Annotated in this window: 14 protein-coding genes and 1 riboswitch; of the genes, 6 read left to right on the top strand and 8 right to left on the bottom strand. The window is 33.6% G+C overall.

What is annotated here, in order from left to right:
- The first annotated feature begins 68 nt into the window (after positions 1–68).
- Both AB1K81_RS12370 and AB1K81_RS12365 read left to right on the top strand, forming a co-directional pair.
- Positions 69–464 carry a ribonuclease HI family protein gene (locus tag AB1K81_RS12370; RefSeq protein ID WP_412976960.1) on the top strand — a complete coding sequence of 132 codons (396 nt, stop codon included), beginning with the start codon at positions 69–71 and terminating at the stop codon, positions 462–464.
- Positions 465–557: 93 nt separating this feature from the next.
- Positions 558–1460 (top strand): aldo/keto reductase, encoded by a 903-nt coding sequence (locus AB1K81_RS12365; protein WP_412976959.1) that lies wholly within the window; start codon positions 558–560, stop codon positions 1458–1460.
- A gap of 63 nt (positions 1461–1523) precedes the next feature.
- Here the strand turns inward: AB1K81_RS12365 and cbpA are convergent, their stop codons facing one another.
- The 3 genes from cbpA to AB1K81_RS12350 form a co-directional block, all read right to left on the bottom strand.
- Positions 1524–2150 (bottom strand): cyclic di-AMP binding protein CbpA, encoded by a 627-nt coding sequence (gene cbpA, locus AB1K81_RS12360; RefSeq protein ID WP_412976958.1) that lies wholly within the window; start codon positions 2148–2150, stop codon positions 1524–1526.
- Between the two features lie 220 nt (positions 2151–2370).
- A complete protein-coding gene (locus AB1K81_RS12355) occupies positions 2371–2877 on the bottom strand; it encodes a hypothetical protein (RefSeq protein ID WP_412976957.1) in 507 nt (168 codons plus the stop codon).
- Between the two features lie 300 nt (positions 2878–3177).
- Positions 3178–4095: a DMT family transporter gene (locus AB1K81_RS12350; RefSeq protein WP_412976956.1), complete on the bottom strand. Its 918-nt coding sequence runs from the start codon at positions 4093–4095 to the stop codon at positions 3178–3180.
- Between the two features lie 175 nt (positions 4096–4270).
- On the opposite strand from AB1K81_RS12350, the gene AB1K81_RS12345 reads away from it, so the two are divergent.
- Positions 4271–5506, top strand: coding sequence for a TraB/GumN family protein (locus tag AB1K81_RS12345; RefSeq protein WP_412976955.1), 1236 nt, complete (start codon positions 4271–4273; stop codon positions 5504–5506).
- A 50-nt stretch (positions 5507–5556) separates the two neighbouring features.
- Here the strand turns inward: AB1K81_RS12345 and AB1K81_RS12340 are convergent, their stop codons facing one another.
- From AB1K81_RS12340 to AB1K81_RS12325, 4 genes are all read right to left on the bottom strand, one after another.
- Positions 5557–10941, bottom strand: a complete 5385-nt coding sequence (locus AB1K81_RS12340) for a diguanylate cyclase (protein ID WP_412976954.1) — start codon at positions 10939–10941, stop codon at positions 5557–5559.
- A 150-nt stretch (positions 10942–11091) separates the two neighbouring features.
- Positions 11092–11177: riboswitch (cyclic di-GMP riboswitch) on the bottom strand.
- Positions 11178–11401: 224 nt separating this feature from the next.
- On the bottom strand, positions 11402–12742 hold the full coding sequence (locus AB1K81_RS12335; protein WP_412976953.1) for a short-chain fatty acid transporter: 1341 nt from the start codon (positions 12740–12742) through the stop codon (positions 11402–11404).
- Positions 12743–12931: 189 nt separating this feature from the next.
- Complete coding sequence (locus tag AB1K81_RS12330; RefSeq protein WP_412976952.1) at positions 12932–13390, bottom strand: chemotaxis protein CheX; 459 nt, start codon at positions 13388–13390, stop codon at positions 12932–12934.
- Between the two features lie 160 nt (positions 13391–13550).
- Positions 13551–13988: a hypothetical protein gene (locus AB1K81_RS12325; RefSeq protein WP_412976951.1), complete on the bottom strand. Its 438-nt coding sequence runs from the start codon at positions 13986–13988 to the stop codon at positions 13551–13553.
- 183 nt (positions 13989–14171) lie between these two features.
- Between AB1K81_RS12325 and AB1K81_RS12320 the strand changes: the two genes are divergently transcribed.
- On the top strand, positions 14172–14636 hold the full coding sequence (locus AB1K81_RS12320) for a divergent PAP2 family protein (RefSeq protein ID WP_412976950.1): 465 nt from the start codon (positions 14172–14174) through the stop codon (positions 14634–14636).
- Positions 14637–14657: 21 nt separating this feature from the next.
- On the opposite strand, the gene AB1K81_RS12315 is transcribed toward AB1K81_RS12320, so the two are convergent.
- Positions 14658–15428 carry an HAD family hydrolase gene (locus tag AB1K81_RS12315; RefSeq protein WP_412976949.1) on the bottom strand — a complete coding sequence of 257 codons (771 nt, stop codon included), beginning with the start codon at positions 15426–15428 and terminating at the stop codon, positions 14658–14660.
- A gap of 256 nt (positions 15429–15684) precedes the next feature.
- On the opposite strand from AB1K81_RS12315, the gene AB1K81_RS12310 reads away from it, so the two are divergent.
- Together AB1K81_RS12310 and AB1K81_RS12305 are read left to right on the top strand one after the other, a co-directional pair.
- Positions 15685–16851 (top strand): HD-GYP domain-containing protein, encoded by a 1167-nt coding sequence (locus tag AB1K81_RS12310; protein ID WP_412976948.1) that lies wholly within the window; start codon positions 15685–15687, stop codon positions 16849–16851.
- Positions 16852–16999: 148 nt separating this feature from the next.
- Entirely contained in the window at positions 17000–18178 is a 1179-nt protein-coding gene (locus AB1K81_RS12305) for a peptidase (RefSeq protein WP_412976947.1), read from the top strand.
- Positions 18179–18191 lie beyond the last annotated feature (13 nt).

Genomic DNA, 18191 nt, shown 5'->3' with positions numbered 1-18191 from the left:
TGTTTCTTACTTTAATAAAATGTGATACGATGTAATGGAAATTTAAGTTGTTGGGAGAGAGCTTATCCTTGATAGAAATATATACGGACGGGGCATCTAGTGGAAACCCTGGTATAAGTGGAGCAGGCATTTACATAAAAGCAGCTGGTAAACATCTTCAATACAGTATTCCACTTGGTGAAATGACAAATCATGAGGCAGAGTTTCATGCTGTAATAAAAGCACTAGAGATTTGTGAAAAAGATTTTCCAAATGAAATTTTGTCCTTTCGATCTGATTCCCAAACGGTGGTACATGTAGTTGATAATGATTATACTAAAAATAAAACGTTCCTCCCTCTACTCGAAATGATTCGGGAGAAAACAGCGAAGTTTCCCTATTTCTTCATTAAATGGATACCAGAAAAAGAAAATACACACGCCGATCGCTTATCTCGTAAAGCTATACAAGATCAGAGGATATAATGACTCCATCATAATGCTTACTTGGAATCATGAACAAGGTTAATAAAAGTAAACTTACATTGAACAAAAAAATAATCTAAGGAGTTAATACCTATGGAAAGAGTATGCCTAGCAGAAGATTTATCTTTTTCTAGAATCATTCACGGATTTTGGCGTCTAGCAGATTGGGATTACAGCTCAGACCAAGTACTAGATTTAATTGAATATTGTATCGAGCAGGGGGTCACTACGTTTGATCATGCCGATATTTATGGTGGATTTGTATGTGAGGAGCTATTTGGGAAGGCACTAGCACTGAAGCCAGAACTTAGAGAAAAAATGGAGATTGTAACCAAATGTGGAATTGTATTTCCATCACCTAACCGACCAGAACGTAAATCACACCATTACAATACTTCAAAAAAACATATAATCCAATCTGTAGAAAATTCCTTAAAAAATTTCCAGACAGATTATATTGATACGTTATTAATCCATCGACCAGATCCGTTTATGGATCCGGAACAGGTAGCAAGTGCTTTTCATGAATTAAAGGCCACTGGTAAAGTAAGACACTTTGGCGTATCCAATTTCAAACGTCATCAGCTAACAATGCTAGAATCCTATCTAGATGTTGAACTAGTGACGAATCAAATAGAAATCTCAGCGTATGAGTTAGAAAACATTGAAGATGGAACATTAAACCTTTGTCTAGAAAAGCGGGTAGCACCAATGGCATGGTCACCATTAGCTAGGGGAAAAGTCTTTACAAGCGAAGATGAAAAGGCTGTTCGACTTAGAAACGTATTAGAGAAAGTAGCAAGTGAAATAAATGCAAATGGTATAGATGAAATATTATATGCATGGTTATTAAATCATCCTGCTAACATCATGCCTATTGTCGGGTCGAGTAAAAAAGAAAGAATTCAAAAAGCAGTAACTGCACTTCAAATCGAACTATCATTAGATCAATGGTTTGAAATCCTACACGCTTCCATGGGACATGAAGTACCGTAAAAAAATAACGCCGCACCTATAGAAGGCAAAAACTCACCTCTTAGGTGCGGTACATGTTATTACTTAATTTAACTCTTCAATATCTGTAACCGTAAAGTTATTCTTATCTAAATCAAGTCTAATTTTTTCCGCCAATACTTCATCCACTTCTTTTGGTAATACAATACAAACCCGTCTTACATATTTTGAATTATTATTTAAGGAAATAACACTTTGAACATTGCAATGACGGTTTACTACTTTTAGCATTTTTTGTAGTGCACCGGCATATTCGATTGTACCGATTGTAAAGGAGTAGCTACCATTATGTACTCCCCAGGCATTTTCTAATACTTGAATTACATTACCGTTTGTTAAAATCCCTAAAAAGTCCATGGATTCATTGACAACTGCTAGATAAGGGAGCTTTTTAATTGATGAGAATACTTTAAAGAATGGGGCATCTTCCTTAATATATCCCTCGCGATCAGATACTAATTCTGATAACGTGCCGACCATTGAATGATCAAGCTCATACTCTAATAAATCAACTTTATAAATATTCCCTACATACTTCTCTCCTGTTTCATCTAGAACTGGAATACAGCGATATCCAGAATCATCTAATGCCTTCATAACGGATTCTAGGCTATCATTTTCTTTTACGAACACAACATCTTTCTTGTTAACATAATCATTTTTTACTAGCATTGTTATCCCCCCATGACTTTTTGGGCACTTTAAAACTTTTTATATGCCTTCAACTCATTTTCCTATATTTTCTGTAAAATATCAATATCCTTCATTCTACGAACAAAGGATTCATATATACCAGATTATGAAATAAATGGAGCCATTATTCTTTAAAATACAATAAAAAAGACTAACAGCCAGTTTCACTACTAAGCTATCAGCCTATATTATTTAAAGCCTATTCATCTTCTTCTAAAAAGTCAAATTCTTCTATTAAGTGATCATAATGCTTTGCAACTGCATCACTTTTCTCTTCTGATATAGTATTTAATTCCACTACCTCAGCATCCAAAGCTAACAATTCTTCTTCTGAAATATTTGGATCAATTAGAGCATCAAAAAATTCTTTTTCTTTTAAGACAGCTGCTTCAATAGAACTAGCCAACTCTTGATTCAGTTTGTGATATTCTTTTGTTGCATCATGTTCTGCTGTTTGGGAATCATAAAATCCGATTATTTCATTAACTAATGGAATTATTTCATTATCATACATATCAATTACTTCTTCTTCTGTTTCTACAGAATTCATTTGATCATAAATACTCGTTAATTGATCTAGTTTAGGATGAATTGTATCTACCACAGCATTATGGTATTCTAATACTTCATCTGCCTCTGGTGAACTACAAGCTACAAGTACCATTGCTAGTACAAGCCCTGTAACTAATAATAATGTCTTTTTCATAAAACTATCCCCTTTGTTGTTTACTCTTATGTCATTTTAATGTAAATCCAAAAACTGTCAATTGTGCATAAAACACTAATACGAAATAAATAGTCAATTTGACTCACACCGAGCCAACGTTAGTAACGTTTTATTACAAAAATTCCCCATTAAAAAAGGAATATACACCCATAAAATTCCCATTAATTGGTAGAAATATAGTTATAAAGACTCATTTTACTAATTTAAATTAAAAATAATGTAATTTCCCCTACCTAAAAAATGCCTCCACCGAATTAGGTAAGAGGACATTCTAGTATTCTACGCTTTTTTATGGTAGTTTACGATAATAATACCAATAGCCACTAAAGCAATCGCTACAAGGATAAAGTTATTTAGCCTTTCGCCTGGAATAAAGATTGCGGATAAAATCGCTCCAGAAACCGGTACAATAAATTTATACATACTCAACTCTCCAGCGTTATTATACTTCAGTAACGAGTACCAAAGCGCAAATGCTAAAGCAGAAAGAAGTGCAGAATAAATAAATAGGCCTAACCCAAAATGTGTGTAAATAATATCTCCTTCCTTTAAGAAAGGAAATCCAATCACTAGCATGATGAAACCACCAATTGTTAATTGCCAACCTGTAATCGCAAAAGGATGGATTCCTGTCGCTAGCTCCTTAGCCATTATTGTTGCAATTGCAGCAGTTAATCCGGATAAAATCATAAATCCTTCTCCGTCCCACTGAAAGCTAATTTGGAACTCTTGCCCCCAATTAGCTACAGCTATTCCTACAAAACCTAAAATCAGTCCAACTGATTTCCTCCAGTTCATACGGTCACTCCTATAATAGAAGTGAGCTAACAATACGGTAAAAAATGTCCCAGCAGATGAAAGAATCGCACCTTGCATCCCCGTAACATTGGCAAGTCCATTATAGAAAAAGAAATATTGCAACGATGTTTGCACAATACCTAATATGATTAATACGAAAAATTGCCTTCTCGTGACCTTTATCCGCTTCCAGGTACTAAACATTAGAAAAAGCAGTACCATTAATCCAGCTAGTAAAAATCGACCACCTGCGAATACAATCTTGGCAGCTATATCATCTTGGGCCATTTGTAACTCCTCATAGCTAACCTTCAAAACTGGAAAAGCGCTCCCCCATAAAATAGAACAGAAGACAGCTATTCCAATAACAGACCATTTATGTTGAAAAATCCCTTTCAAGATTTCCATCTCCTAATGTATATTATTAAATTCCCAAATACGTATCATATGCCAAATTTCAACTAAAAGCAATCCATAAAAATTATTTAACGACGTGTAAGTTGCTCAATATCATTTCAATTGATATAGTGGTGGAAAATACTGTTAAAACATAAACAACACTGGAGGAGATTTTTTGAGGTTTTTGCTTCGTAGTTTAATGATCGTTCTCTTTATCTTCTTGGCTGCCTGTCAAAACGATGGAACAGATAGTGTTTATTTTGAGGATTACCAACTTGAAAAAATTATTCGTGCAGAAATTAACAAAGAAAATGATGACATTTTAGTAGAAGAATTACAATCGATTACAGAATTAGATTTATCAGGTAAACATATTAAATCATTAATCGGCATAGAGCATTTAGACGCCGTTACAAAGCTTAAATTACAAAACAATCAATTACAGAGTTTATCGCCATTAGAAGAAATGGATAGTTTAAAGACAGTATATGTTGGTGGGAATCCTTATGAAGAGTCAGACATAAAACGTCTTGAATCTAAAAATATAACCGTCATAACTAAAGTGGAAGTTGAAGTTCGAGGCGAGTTAGACGGTCCTGGAGGATATTTATGGAAAATTCAAAATGGTGATACGACCGTTTTTTTACAAGGGACTATCCATTTAGCTACAGAAGACTTCTTTCCTTTAAATCGCAAAATTGAAGAAGCTTATGCAGAAGCAGATGTAATTGTTCCTGAAGTGGATCTGAATAATATGGATATGTTTGAAATGCAAGCAATCTATATGAAATATGCTATTTATGAAGATGGATCTACTATTCAAGATCACGTTTCTACAGATTTATATGAAGAACTAGTTCACACATATGCAGAATTAGGTTACTCTATTGAGATGTTCGCACAATATAAACCATGGTTTCACTCTACATTAATACAAAATCTCATGACAGAAAAGCTTAAGTTTATTGATGGAGTTGACATGTATTTCTTAAATCGGGCAGAACAAGACCAAAAAGATATAATCGCATTAGAAACTGCTGAAGACCAACTTTCTATTTTTGCTGAAGTATCTCCGGAATACCAAGTACAAATGCTAGAGGAATCACTAATTGAAATGGATGAACTTGAAACACAAATGTTAGAAATGTTTAGCTTATATAAGGCGGGTGACGGGGAAAAACTATTGAATTATTTTATGGTTGAAGGTGAAGCAAGTGCAGAGGAGCAAGCTTATATAGAGGCGTTAAATGATAACCGAAACTATAACATGGCGGAAAAAATTGCGACATTCTTAGAAGAAGATAGTGGAAGGACATACTTTGTTATCGTTGGTAGCCTTCACCTACTACAAGAACCCCATATCCGTTCCATTTTAGAAGAAGAAGGATATACAATTCAACAAGTATTATAAGATTAATGCTGGGACAAAAGTGATTTAGTCCCAGCATCTTAATTATTGTTCTATATTATATTCGCAACTAACTCACTATACACATTCAGTACATTTAATTCATCTGCTCCAAACTCTTTTAATCTTGCAGGGACAGAAATATACATAACTCCTTTTATTTCCCTACCTGTGGTAATTGGTACAGCTAGTATAGAATCCCAATCAGGTAATCCATTAACGGTATTAATTTTCTCCGTAGCTTCCCAATCAATCGTATATATACCACGAACTTCTTTCATTACAGTCGAAATGATTTTTTGATTAAACGTATTTTCCACTACCCAATCCTCATCTTGAGACTTTCTACCATAAGTTTGGGTAATCGTTTCACCATCGGCCAGTAAAATATATCCGTATTGTGCTTCAATAATTTCAATCATTCTACCGAGGAATTGATAGATTTTCTCTTCTACCGTAATACTCTCATTTGTCAATTGGATTAGTTCTACTAAAGCTAGTACATTTCTAGCATCTCTTATTTCATCACCAGAAATGATTCCCGTTAATTTATTTGCAGGCTTCACATTATCTTCAAAGTCTTTTTGCCAAACCTGAGAATTGTTGCGCCCATTTTCTTTCGCCATATATAGTGCTTGGTCTGCTTTTAGAATTAGCTCACGAACGGTTTGACCATGTTCCGGGTAAGACGCTAGTCCCATACTTAACGTTACTTCGTGTTTATCACCTAATAGTTTTTGACTTTGGACAGTGGAACGAAGCTTTTCCGCGATTTCCTTCGCTTTACTAACTTTGACTGATGGAAGAATAATAATAAACTCTTCTCCACCATACCGACCAAAAAAGCTGTTCTGATCGAGATGATTTAAAATAATTTGGGAAACCTCTCTTAGTATTTTGTCACCAATTTGGTGTCCATAACGATCATTAACCCCTTTAAACTTATCAAGGTCAAACATAATAATACTGAATTCATTTCCATTTTTTCTCGTAAACTCTAAAGTATTTTGTAAGGCATCTTCTAAATATTTCCTCGTCAGTGCACCCGTTAATTTATCAATAGATGCAGAAATAGTTAATTGGCGTTTCTCCAATAGCAATACGAGGAAATTCACTAATTGCATGCAATTTTTTAGACCTTGTTGATTAAAATTATTTACTATTCTATCGGTTTCCAAATAGATATATCCTAAAATCTGTTGATTCTCACCAATAAGAGGCTGACTTTCTAATCGCTTAATAATCGGAATACATAAAACAGCCTTCCTATCATCTGGTAGAAAATGTGGTTCAAGTTTATCATCGTTCGCCCATCCTGATAGAAGAGACGGCTTCATCGTAGATCTTACCCGATTAAAGATAGATACATTATCAGGTATACCATTACTCCCATCAACAGAGGAAAGTACCGTTAGTTCTTGACCTTTTTCTTCTGCAATAATATATCCTTTAGTCGCAAGTAATCTACCAGCAAGAAACTTCACTATCATTTTTAGATTTTTGGACACATCACTATCAAGGTGCTTGAATAAATCCTCTTGACGGAGTATCCCATCTGAAAGTTTCTCCATATACTTACTACTAATTTTTTGCATAAACTGTTGATTCTCAATAAAGTCATCGACCACAGTAACATTTAAGACACTCTCTAGTTCTTCAAGAGATGTAACTTTCGTAATTATTGCATCCGTATCTAGTATATTTTCTTGTATTGATTCTAGCCATTTCTTAATTTCTGCTAATCGGTAAAATTCCTTTGAAAAATTTCGTCCGTTAATATAGTCTAATTTATACTCATCAGGAAGCTGCTGTATTAACTCTTTTACCCCTTCTAATCCTTCTAAGTAATAGTAAGCAGCATCATAATACTTTTCTAACACAAAGTAACTATTTCCTAAGTCTGCTTGTATTCGAGCAGTTAGTTCCTTATTTTTCGATTTTTTGGCTAAATGTAAGCTTCTTTCTAAATAGCTAATAGAATTTTCTCGATTTACTCCAAACTCTACTATCCCTTTAGCATGCTCATATACAGCCCGTAGTCTGTATGGTGTAGCTTGAGTAATGTAACCATCGACTTTAGAAAGCAATAGTTGTGTTAGGTTATATTTCCCTTTTCTACCTAAGTGCTGAATAGCTTCACATAGTCGCTCAATATTAACCGCCTTATTGGTAATTTTTTCGGCAATGATTAGTATTTGCTTCACTAAATAATCATCGAAATCCCGTCCTGGCCCTTGCAATTGATTTATCAGCACATCAACTGTTGCAGTATACTTTAGAATATTTTCATGTTCACTATGGAAATGAATAATCTTTTGGTTGTAACGTTCTGCTTCAAAATAATTACCAAGTGCCTGATAAACCCTAGCACAAGTCTGATAATAGTTACTAATATCAAACCCTTTATTTGGATTGTCATGTAAATCCTTTTTTAACTTTTGGAAATAGTCTAGTGCATCTGCAAAATTATTTCTTTCCAAACTTACTTGTGTTAAATAGTTTAATAGCATATATTTCTCTAATACGAGATTATGACGCTCGGCTTTCGTTAAAGCTAAATTAAAGTGATCAAAAGCAGTATCAAAATCATATTGATTTAAATAAGACTCGGCTATATTAATCAGAGCAAATACTTCACTTGTATAAATTCCATATTCTTCGCTAAGGCTTTTCACTTGAAGGTGGTACTCCATTGCCTTATCAAAATCATCATAAACCTCTGCATAAAGTGCACCTATATTATTTAGTGAGAATAATATACCTCTAGCATTATTAATTTCACCTAATAATTTACTAGACTGATGGTACATTTCTAAGGCCATATCTGCTTTTCCTAGTTGAACATAAATAAACCCTAATGTTCTATAAGCATTTCCCTTAATTTTTTTATATTGATCTCCACACTCTTCAATTAACTCTTCAAACATTTCGCGAGCCTCAAAGATTTGATTATCTTCGGTAAGTAAAACTGCACGGATTCGTTTGATTTCTAGCTCAGCTGCTTTACTCGGAAAATAGTTTATAATATTTTCAACTTTATCAATATAACCTAATAACTTAGTATTATCATAGGAAAGAAGGCTTGTATTAGATAGGACCAAGTAAGTCTCTAATAAGAGCTTTTTATCGCCACTCTCAATTGCATGTTCTTCAGCAGTCTCCAAGTATTTAAAAGCTAAATTAGTTTCACCTGTATCAGTAAGTAAATCCCCGATTTCAATATTTAGTTTAATCCTTTCTTTTCTATTCTCAGTTATTTCTAAAGCCTTTTGCAAATTCTCAATTTGTTTTTTTGTGTTTCGACTAACTTTCATTTGCTCAGCTTTTTCTATATAATATGTTCTTGCCTTTTCAAAATTTTTCGAACTAGTGAAATGATAAATTAGTTCATCAAGGCTATTATCGAGATCAATATGCTCTTCTAAACTAGTAGCTGCAAGCTGATGTTTTACGACTCTCTCCTCTTCGTCAATTTTATCGTAAACAATCTTTTTCAAAACTTTTGTTCGAAAGTCATAAAGATAAGAGCTGTCCCCAATTAAACGTTGTAGTATTCCTTTTTTAATTAAATCCTCTAACCGCTCATTTAGATGTTCATTATGGGATAAAAACGTCGCTATTGCGTCGGCAGAAACCGGCTTGGAGAAGATAGAAACTGTTCTTAAAATCTCTTGACTATATGGGTCTAGGTCCGTCAACTGATTCATTAACGCATGCTCAATATTATCTGGTAAATCCAGTAAATTATAATCTCCTGACTCTTCAGGTAAATCAATTTGCCATCTTCCAGTTTCATCACTTATATAGATTACACGCCGGCTATATAGATCTTTCATAATTTCAGTTATAAATAGTGGATTTCCATATGACTGACGATAGATTCTTCGAGAAATTTTCTTAGGTGTAAAGGAAATAGATAAAATACTTTTAATCATCTCTCCAGTATGTTTTTCATCTAATTGCTCTAATCGAATGGTTTCGGAGTCTGAGCGTCTTTTCATGTTATAAATAAACTCAGATCCAACAGAATTAGGTGAAATCTCGCTGTCTGTGCAGGAGAAAATCAACGTTAAATTTGTGTTCTCTAACACTTCTGTACATAAATAATTAAACGTATCAATCGTAAAATCATCAGCAAGATGTATATTATCAATAATCATGACTGCAGGATGATTTTGTATACTTTCATTTACAAACCCAGCAATTCTATTTAAAAGGCGATATTTCATATTTTGCTCATTCGTATAATTAAGCGAGCTAGCATAATTTTTATCCATTAATTCAGGAAAATACTTCATTAATTCCGTTTTATATTTTTCAACGATACTATTATCTGTTTCCATTATTAATTTTCGTAAAATATCTATCCACATTTCTTTACTATCCGCGGAAGCGTTATTTAGGCTAAAACTAGAATAGACACTAGCTTTACTCAAATCTAATAAAAAATTTATTTCTTGAAGAAAACGTGTTTTACCTACACCACTAGCACCTTGTACAAAAAAGATTCGCTTACCTGGTTGGTAGGAAATCATTTTGTCATAGGCTTTCACTATTTCCTCAATATGCTCATCTCTACCAACAAGCTTTGTATATAGATTTAACCCATCAAATTCTTCCTTATTAATAATGGAATAGTTTGTTTCTAGTGCGTTGTTAAGGTCCACGATTAATTCATACAAATTCTGATAGCTATACTCATTATCTGTATTTAATAGGTTTTCAAGAACAGGAATTATTTTTGTTATATTTGGGTCTGTTGTTTCCTTAAGTAAGGCTAATTCCTTTCTAGGATCGTTTAAAGATGGTTTTTTTGTCAGCATAGCTAATAAGATTACACCTAAAGAATAGATATCCGACTCTTCATCTTCCGGCATACCCGCTAATACTTTTGGATAGATGTAGGCAGAGTCTTCAAGTTGCTCTCTATGGGTTAATCTTTCCATCTGAACAGTAGCAATATCTTTAAGTAATACTTGATAATCTCCATCTTCTACCTTCAGTTGAATAGAATGACGATTAAGTGAACTATAAATAAAACCTTTAGAATGAAGATAATAAACAGCCGTGCTTATTTTAATAAAGCATTCTATTATTTCTTTAAAGTTCATTTCATATGTCACATGGAACAGATCTTTGGTACCGACGATATAATCTGAAGTAAAAAAGTACTGTGGGTCTGCTTGTAGTTTATTATCGATATAGGAAACAGTATTAAAACTATAATTTTTAATAATTGCTTTACTAGTTAAACTTTTAATTTCAAGAAAACGATTAATAAAGAAGTCAATAATAGACTTCGGCAAATATTCAGTATTTAGTAAGTTTAATAGAATAATTCTATTTTCGTTACGCATATCATATGCAGAGTAAACCATGACATGCCTTTCTTGTTTCAATAGTTCTTTTAGCCTATATCTATTATTAATGATTTCCATTACCTTCACTCCACTTAAAAATCATTCTCATTTATATACGGATCGTTACCATAGATTAGTTAGTAAACCTTGGGAGTATGTATACTTTACCTTATTATTTTCCACCATAATAAAAAGCTATTCATATATGTGAATAGCCAAAAAACCGTTTTTGGTAGCCAGGCGATCATCGTTTTTTCAACATTAGACCCTAAGCTTTGCGTCCTATCCTTTCGAATAGTTTGCCTTTTTCAACATTCTTGTTATTCAGTTACTATTACTTATTACCTATTTTACACCAATTCAATAATAATTCAATAATTTGACAAAATAAATATTTAATGTTTCGTAAAATTATAAATTTAACATAAAATTCTAGTTCTATATACCCTATTTACTATTGAGTAAAACTTTTTTATATAAAATAAAAAAACAAACCTATCTAGTAGATTTGTTTTTTATTTATACTTAGATATTCCCGCTAGAAGAATAACAGTCCTATTGAAATTGGAATAAAGCTCCATAATAGTACCATGACGCAGAAGCCCATAATGTCACGGACTTTTAGCCCAGCTATAGCTAGTAATGGCAATGCCCAGAAAGGTTGGATCATGTTTGTCCATGCGTCCCCCCAAGCAACAGCCATAGCTGTTTTGGCAGTATCTGCTCCAAGTTGTGTAGCGGCTTCCATCATAATCGGACCTTGGATTGCCCACTGTCCACCACCAGATGGGATGAAGAAATTCAAAATACCAGCACTGATGAAGCTTAACCATGGTAATGTATATTCATTTGAAATATCAACGAAGAACAAGGATAATTGTTCAGACAATCCAGAACTAGACATCATACCCATAATCCCTGCATAGAACGGGAATTGAATAATAATCCCTCCCGCATTTTTCACAGCACCAGACACACTATTCAAGAAATTACGCGGTGTTCCATGGAATAAAATCCCTAAAAATAAGAATATAAAGTTTACTATATTTAAATTTAAATCAAATCCATTTTCCACAAAATGATAAATAACAAATGCTAATCCTAGTAAACTAATTAATAGTGATATGATTCTACTATTTTCCAAACGTTCTGCTGGAGTTGTTGCTTCTTTTGTTTCTAGCACTTCTTCATCAATTTCCATTGCTTTAGCCTGTAATGCTAATAATTCAGGATCAATTTGTCCTACCTTTTTAGCTGACTTCATCAATATTCTATTTAGCAATGGGAGCGATAATAATAAGGAAACGACAATAAAAATATTTGGAGCACCAAATAAAGTTTCCGTAACCGGTACTATACCAACTTTTTCTATTACTATATTTTTATCTCCTGCAATCTCTAGTGGAATTGAACCTGACAGTCCTCCATGCCAAAGTAAAAAGCCACTATATGCACTTGCCATTAGTAGGCGATAATCTGCTGAAGGTACACGTTTTGCGACGTGAATCGCTAGTAATGCCCCTACTACTAGACCGAACCCATAGTTGATTAAACAGGCAATGGATGCTACAAGTGTTACAAGTAATACTGCTTGTCCAGGAGAATTAGCTAATTTACTAATCTTTCCTAAAAACTTTTTTACTATCGGACTATTAGCAAGGATATATCCTGTCACGACTATGAGAGACATTTGCATGGCGAACTGTAATAATCCCCAGAAGCCACCGCCCCAGTACTCTACCATTTTAACTGGTGAGCTACCTGTAAATATCAAACCAAGTATAAACACAACGAACGTTAGGATAATTGCAAATAAAAACGCATCAGGTAAATACCTTCGAACCATTCGATCGAAAAAATTCGTGATAGCACCTAGCATATGTTCCCCTCCTCTTATTTAACTCATTACATTTTATTCTTCTAAGTAGACTTTATTCTCATTCCATTATTATAGTTTATTCGTTTTTATGTAAAAAACCAAGTATCTTAAGAGTTTTTACAAGATTGGTAGAAAGAGGCAATTTCAATGAAAAAAGCAACACATTATATTAACGCATTGCTAAATCACTTAATCTATTATTAAAAATAAATCTAACGCACCTACTGTATGAAATTCTAATGGCAATCTAATGACTTTCTCATAACCAAATAAATTTGTCGATCCTTCAATAACCGTTGGTGCCGTTATATCTGTCTTCAAACCACTTTGCCCAATATTCGTAGATAATCCTCCTGCAATGATATTCCCTAATTCACCACTTAGTGAAATAACCATCTCCTCTTGAATTGGCATACCAAACATTGCTTCTCCAATAGAACTGAAAACTTGCATTTCACCTGATAAAATTAATTTGCCTCTCACATCACCAGTAATACCTATTAATACACCAAAATGGAGCTGTAATGATTTACCTGAAAGCTCAGGTTTACCAAAATTTGATTCAATTGGAATCGAATTTTTAACAGACATCATCGTCCCGTTAAGTAAATGAGTAATGGCTTTACTCTTATCATCTGTTATGCTCAAAACTGCTCCCCCCCCATTTAAATCATGTTAGTATGTTTAATTTTTTCTATTTTTCAACATATTTGTTACTTGTTATTTTAGTATAAAGATAAACAACAATTAAAATCAACAATTTCCGACAAAAAAATCCACCTCTTTTAACAGAAGTGGAAATTATCTATTATTTTCTTTTTCGGAAAAGAAGTGCTGCTGCCACAACCGCTCCTGCTGCACCAACGTATTTCACACCAGTAATCGATTTTTGTAACCAAAAACGACGAATAGATTCCATATCTTGAATTATTTCAGAAATCTCTTCATAAAGGAATCTTTTTTCCATTGGAGTTAAATCTTTTCTCTTCAAGCTATTCTTTAGCTCATCTATTTTAGAAGCATGTTTCTTCTTATCTTTGTCTGTTATCTTGGTACTTTGAATGTTCATCTCTTCAAGAAAGGTGAGAATTTCATTAGCAAGTTTTATTGCGTCAGTACGCCTAATTAGTGTACTTATATAATTCTCTAACGCAAGCTCTCGCAACTCCCCTAACTCGTTGACAGCCTGACTAATTTCATTGCTAAACCCTTCTAGCTGAAAATCATGTCTCTTCCTTTGTCCCATTGCAATCACCCTACGTAGAAATTAAGTCAAATCTCTCACTTATCATACAACATTTCACTTCAAAATAGGATTACATTTATATTTCAAATCAAAAGGTTCTAGGTGCCAAATTTATCGGCACCACTTTTCTCCTTTTATACATAATTATGTATGAATTGCACATGAATAATTTGAGGTGAAATTATGCTAAATCGCGCAATGACTACTGCTTTAATCGGGATTGGTGCAGCACAATTTTTAAAAGTACCACTTCATTATAAGGAGACAGGAGTCTGGGATTGGAATAAGATGTTCGGTTCCGGGGATATGCCAAGTTCCCATTCAGCAGCAGTTACATCACTTACTACATATATCGGCTTAAGACGAGGCATTTCTTCTATGGATTTTGGTATTAGTAGTATTTTCGGGTTAATTGTTATGTATGATGCAATGGGAATTCGCTGGCAAGCTGGACAAACTGCTATTGCTGTAAATGATATGTATGAGGAGCTAGAAAAATTGGCTCAGCATCACCCAGATTATAAATATCGAAAACGAGAAAAAGAACTAAAGGAAATGCTTGGACATTTGCCAATTGAAGTATTGGGTGGTGCTATTCTTGGTATCGGTATTGGTGCAATTAGCCACCTTTTAGAAAATGGAGACTAAAGGATTGTCCCTCACACATTGTTATCGGAGGGGCATCCTACAGATCTCTTCAACGGTATAGATAAGCAGGTCAGGAAGTGATGACTCGGGGAGAAACTTGGTTTTGGTTTCGGTTTCTTTTTCCCACTTCCCTTTCAACCATTCTGTACATTGCTTCGCACGTATTCTTGGATCTAGATTACGAATCATTTCTGGCATTTCCAGATCAATTAATATTGACAATACCCCTAGCTCATTGGCAAACACCACATCATGGTCAATTCGGTCTCCAACATGGGCAATAATCTCATTATTGGCTGCTTGAAGTTGATTAACCATACTGGTCTGTGGTTTGCCATATCCTACCTTTTCAGGAGTGATGATAACATCAAATAACGCAGTAAGTCCCAGTTCATCCATGACTGGCTTTTGGTATTTCTCAAAACCATTTGTCACTACTGCTAAATGAAACCCTTGCTCTCGTAATTTACCTAATGCTTGGAGAACATTTCTCTCTAATAAGTACACTTTTGGACGAATCGAATGTTTAATAACTAATTCTGTTACATCAATAGATTCCGACATCCCAAATTCAAAAAATACCTTTCGTACAATATCGTCCCAATTATAAGCCTCCACAACAAAACCTTCCTGCATTCGCTTTCTATGTTCTTTAACAAGCCTATTATAAACCCCTTCCGTGTTACCTACTGCTTTTTTATATCGTTGAACAATCTCTGGGAAAACCCACTCACCGAAAGGATTTTGCATTAATGTTCCATCTAAATCAAAGGTAATCCATTTTTTCTTCATATTTTCATCGCTCCTCTCGTCATAGAATCTATAAATGTTTACGTAGCAAAGTATGTATTTCGTAAAAAAAAATGGGAATCATTAACCAAAAACAATAACAAATTTAGGAATTGACTAACAATTTACAGTTAATAAAAGTTACTTTATACTATTTTCATTGTCCATTATTTGGGAGAATTTTTAAAAATCATGGACGATAAACAGTATTATTTTTTTGAAAGACCAAAAGAAAACCATAATTATGAGAGGACCCGCGATGAAAAATTCACTGCAACTTTCTTTAATATATGAAGAAAAGCAAGCTACGAAGTGGTTTTTAGGATTATTCTATGGAACTTTTTTAATCTATGAAGTTTTTTATCATTACTTATTCCCAACGGTTCCTTGGGCTGAAGTTAATTCGGTTACAACATATATGTTTGACTACATTTTATATGTTGTCATGATCGCTTTAATTCCTATTTCATATGTACTAATGAAAAACGATAATCCTTCCATTATCAAATATATTTATTTTATAAGTTACACGATTATCTCCTTACTTAACGACATTTGGTTTTATTCTAATAACCCGGATGTTCCTTACAGTAGTGGAAATTTAGTAGAAGTAGTCATCATTTTATTCTCGCCTATCTTTATTAATACAAAATATTTTTACTTAGTATTCTTGGGGACGACCTTTAAATATTTTGTAGCTGGATTATTACTTAAATTTAATATAGTACTGCTACCTTTAGTAATAGTTGTTATCCTTTCATCAATTGTTTTCATCCTCCTTCTCCGCATTATAAGCTATGTAGAATCTGTGAAAGATTCGTATGATAAGAAAATCGAAGGCATCGTAAAAGGTATAATTACGACACTGGAGTTAAAAGACCCTTATACACGCGGCCATAGTGAACGAGTTGCAGAATACGCAATATTATTAGCGACAAAAACTGGAAAATTCGATAAAAAAGAGTTAAAATATTTTTATTACGCTTGCTTATTACATGATATTGGAAAAATTCATATTCCTGATGCCATATTAACAAAATCTGATAAATTGACAAAAGAAGAATATGACATTATTAAAATGCATCCCCTCGTTGGAGCTACTGCTGTACAAGAAATAGATGGTATTTCTGCTAATATTGATGTTATTTTACATCACCATGAAAGATGGGATGGTCTCGGCTATCCTGATGGACTAATAGGGAAGGAAACGCCAATTCTTGCTAGAATTACAGCACTAGCTGACGCTTTTGATGCGATGACTTCCTCAAGATCGTATCGCTCGGCTTTATCATTAGAAGTAGCATACTCCCGCATTCTAGATGGTAAAGGTACGCAATTCGATCCAGAGTTAGTGGAAGTGTTTAAAACTGTTTATCCTAAATGGAAAGAAATTCACGATAAATATAATCATATCTCACCCCTTTAATGGAAGGAGGTGCACTCAAATGAAAATCCGTAAACTTAAAAAAATTAAAACTACTTGCTGGTGGTGCTTTTTCGTACCAACTCATTAATTATTGAAGGATGCTATTTTATATTAGCATCCTATTATTTTGAAAAAGTGCGGTGTATCTATGAAATTAACACTTCAATCTAAGCTTAGCTTAATTGATCTAGAGATTCACAAGGATAAAAAGCATTATATTGTTGAAGACAAAGAGAATGGTGAATTTTATGAAATGCCTAAAGTTTGCATTGATGCCATTGAACAAATAAACAAAGGAAGAGATTTAACAGACATCGAGAATACTCTAAAAGAACATTACCCTGAGGAAGACATAGATATTATCCCATTTGTTCAACAACTAACCGATTTTGGATTAGTTAAAGAAATTAATGGTGAATCCGTTACTGTTCAAAAGAATAGCACTTCAGTTAAAGGCTTCGAATGGATATCATCTAATTTCTCAGGAATATTTTTTAATAAAGTATCTAATAAAATCTATACTTTGTTGTTTTTAACCAATTTCGGTATCATCCTTTTTAATCCTGCACTTCTACCAAATTATCACGATATTTTTCTATTTAATTCGATGGTAGCAAATATACTAACATACATGGCCATATCCCTCATACTCATTATAATCCATGAATTTGGCCATATTTTAGCAATACGTTCATATAATTTACCAACAAAACTTGATATTGGCAACCGATTATTTTTAATCGTTTTCGAAACAGATTTAACACCTGCTTGGAAGCTTCCATCGAGGGAACGAAACACACTTTATCTAGCTGGAATGTCCTTTGAACAAGCTGTACTCTTTGTTGCTTTCATTTTAACTATAGTAATTGGAGATACTCATCCCGTTCTAATAGGGTTACTAGGCATTGTTATATTGGATGTTTTCGTCAAAACGATTTACCAGTTCAGCTTTTTTATGAAGACCGATATCTATTTTGTCATGGAAAATTTGACTGGGTGCTATAACTTAATGGAAAGCGGGAAAGCTTACTTACGAAAATGGATTCCGTTCATCAAAAAAGCTTCTACTGAAAAGATTTTCGATAACGATATACCTGCTGTGAGATTATATAGTGTGTTTTATTGTTTAGGTACTTTACTTACGATATGCATATTTGTTTTCTATTTCGTACCACAAGTGGTAGAAGTATATTTTCATATAATCAAATACGTAATTAAGCCTAGTAGCCCCTACTTCTGGGATTCTATCATGTTACTAGGAATCTTTATGCTAATGTTTGGGCTTCTATTATATGCCAAGACCAAATCAAAAAGGGACAGCTCTTAAGCGCTTTAACTCT

Source organism: Ornithinibacillus jepli (assembly GCF_047228935.1).
GTDB lineage: Bacteria > Bacillota > Bacilli > Bacillales > Amphibacillaceae > Ornithinibacillus.
Note: the sequence above shows the minus strand (reverse complement) of the source record. Positions and strands in the feature narration are given on the sequence as shown.

What these genes read in the sequence shown, in the direction of transcription:
- AB1K81_RS12365 (WP_412976959.1), top strand. Translation starts at nt 558, where the DNA reads ATGGAAAGAGTATGCCTAGCAGAAGATTTATCTTTTTCTAGAATCATT.
- cbpA (WP_412976958.1), bottom strand. Translation starts at nt 2,150, where the DNA reads ATGCTAGTAAAAAATGATTATGTTAACAAGAAAGATGTTGTGTTCGTA.
- AB1K81_RS12355 (WP_412976957.1), bottom strand. Translation starts at nt 2,877, where the DNA reads ATGAAAAAGACATTATTATTAGTTACAGGGCTTGTACTAGCAATGGTA.
- AB1K81_RS12340 (WP_412976954.1), bottom strand. Translation starts at nt 10,941, where the DNA reads ATGGAAATCATTAATAATAGATATAGGCTAAAAGAACTATTGAAACAA.
- AB1K81_RS12335 (WP_412976953.1), bottom strand. Translation starts at nt 12,742, where the DNA reads ATGCTAGGTGCTATCACGAATTTTTTCGATCGAATGGTTCGAAGGTAT.
- AB1K81_RS12325 (WP_412976951.1), bottom strand. Translation starts at nt 13,988, where the DNA reads ATGGGACAAAGGAAGAGACATGATTTTCAGCTAGAAGGGTTTAGCAAT.
- AB1K81_RS12320 (WP_412976950.1), top strand. Translation starts at nt 14,172, where the DNA reads ATGCTAAATCGCGCAATGACTACTGCTTTAATCGGGATTGGTGCAGCA.
- AB1K81_RS12315 (WP_412976949.1), bottom strand. Translation starts at nt 15,428, where the DNA reads ATGAAGAAAAAATGGATTACCTTTGATTTAGATGGAACATTAATGCAA.
- AB1K81_RS12310 (WP_412976948.1), top strand. Translation starts at nt 15,685, where the DNA reads ATGAAAAATTCACTGCAACTTTCTTTAATATATGAAGAAAAGCAAGCT.
- AB1K81_RS12305 (WP_412976947.1), top strand. Translation starts at nt 17,000, where the DNA reads ATGAAATTAACACTTCAATCTAAGCTTAGCTTAATTGATCTAGAGATT.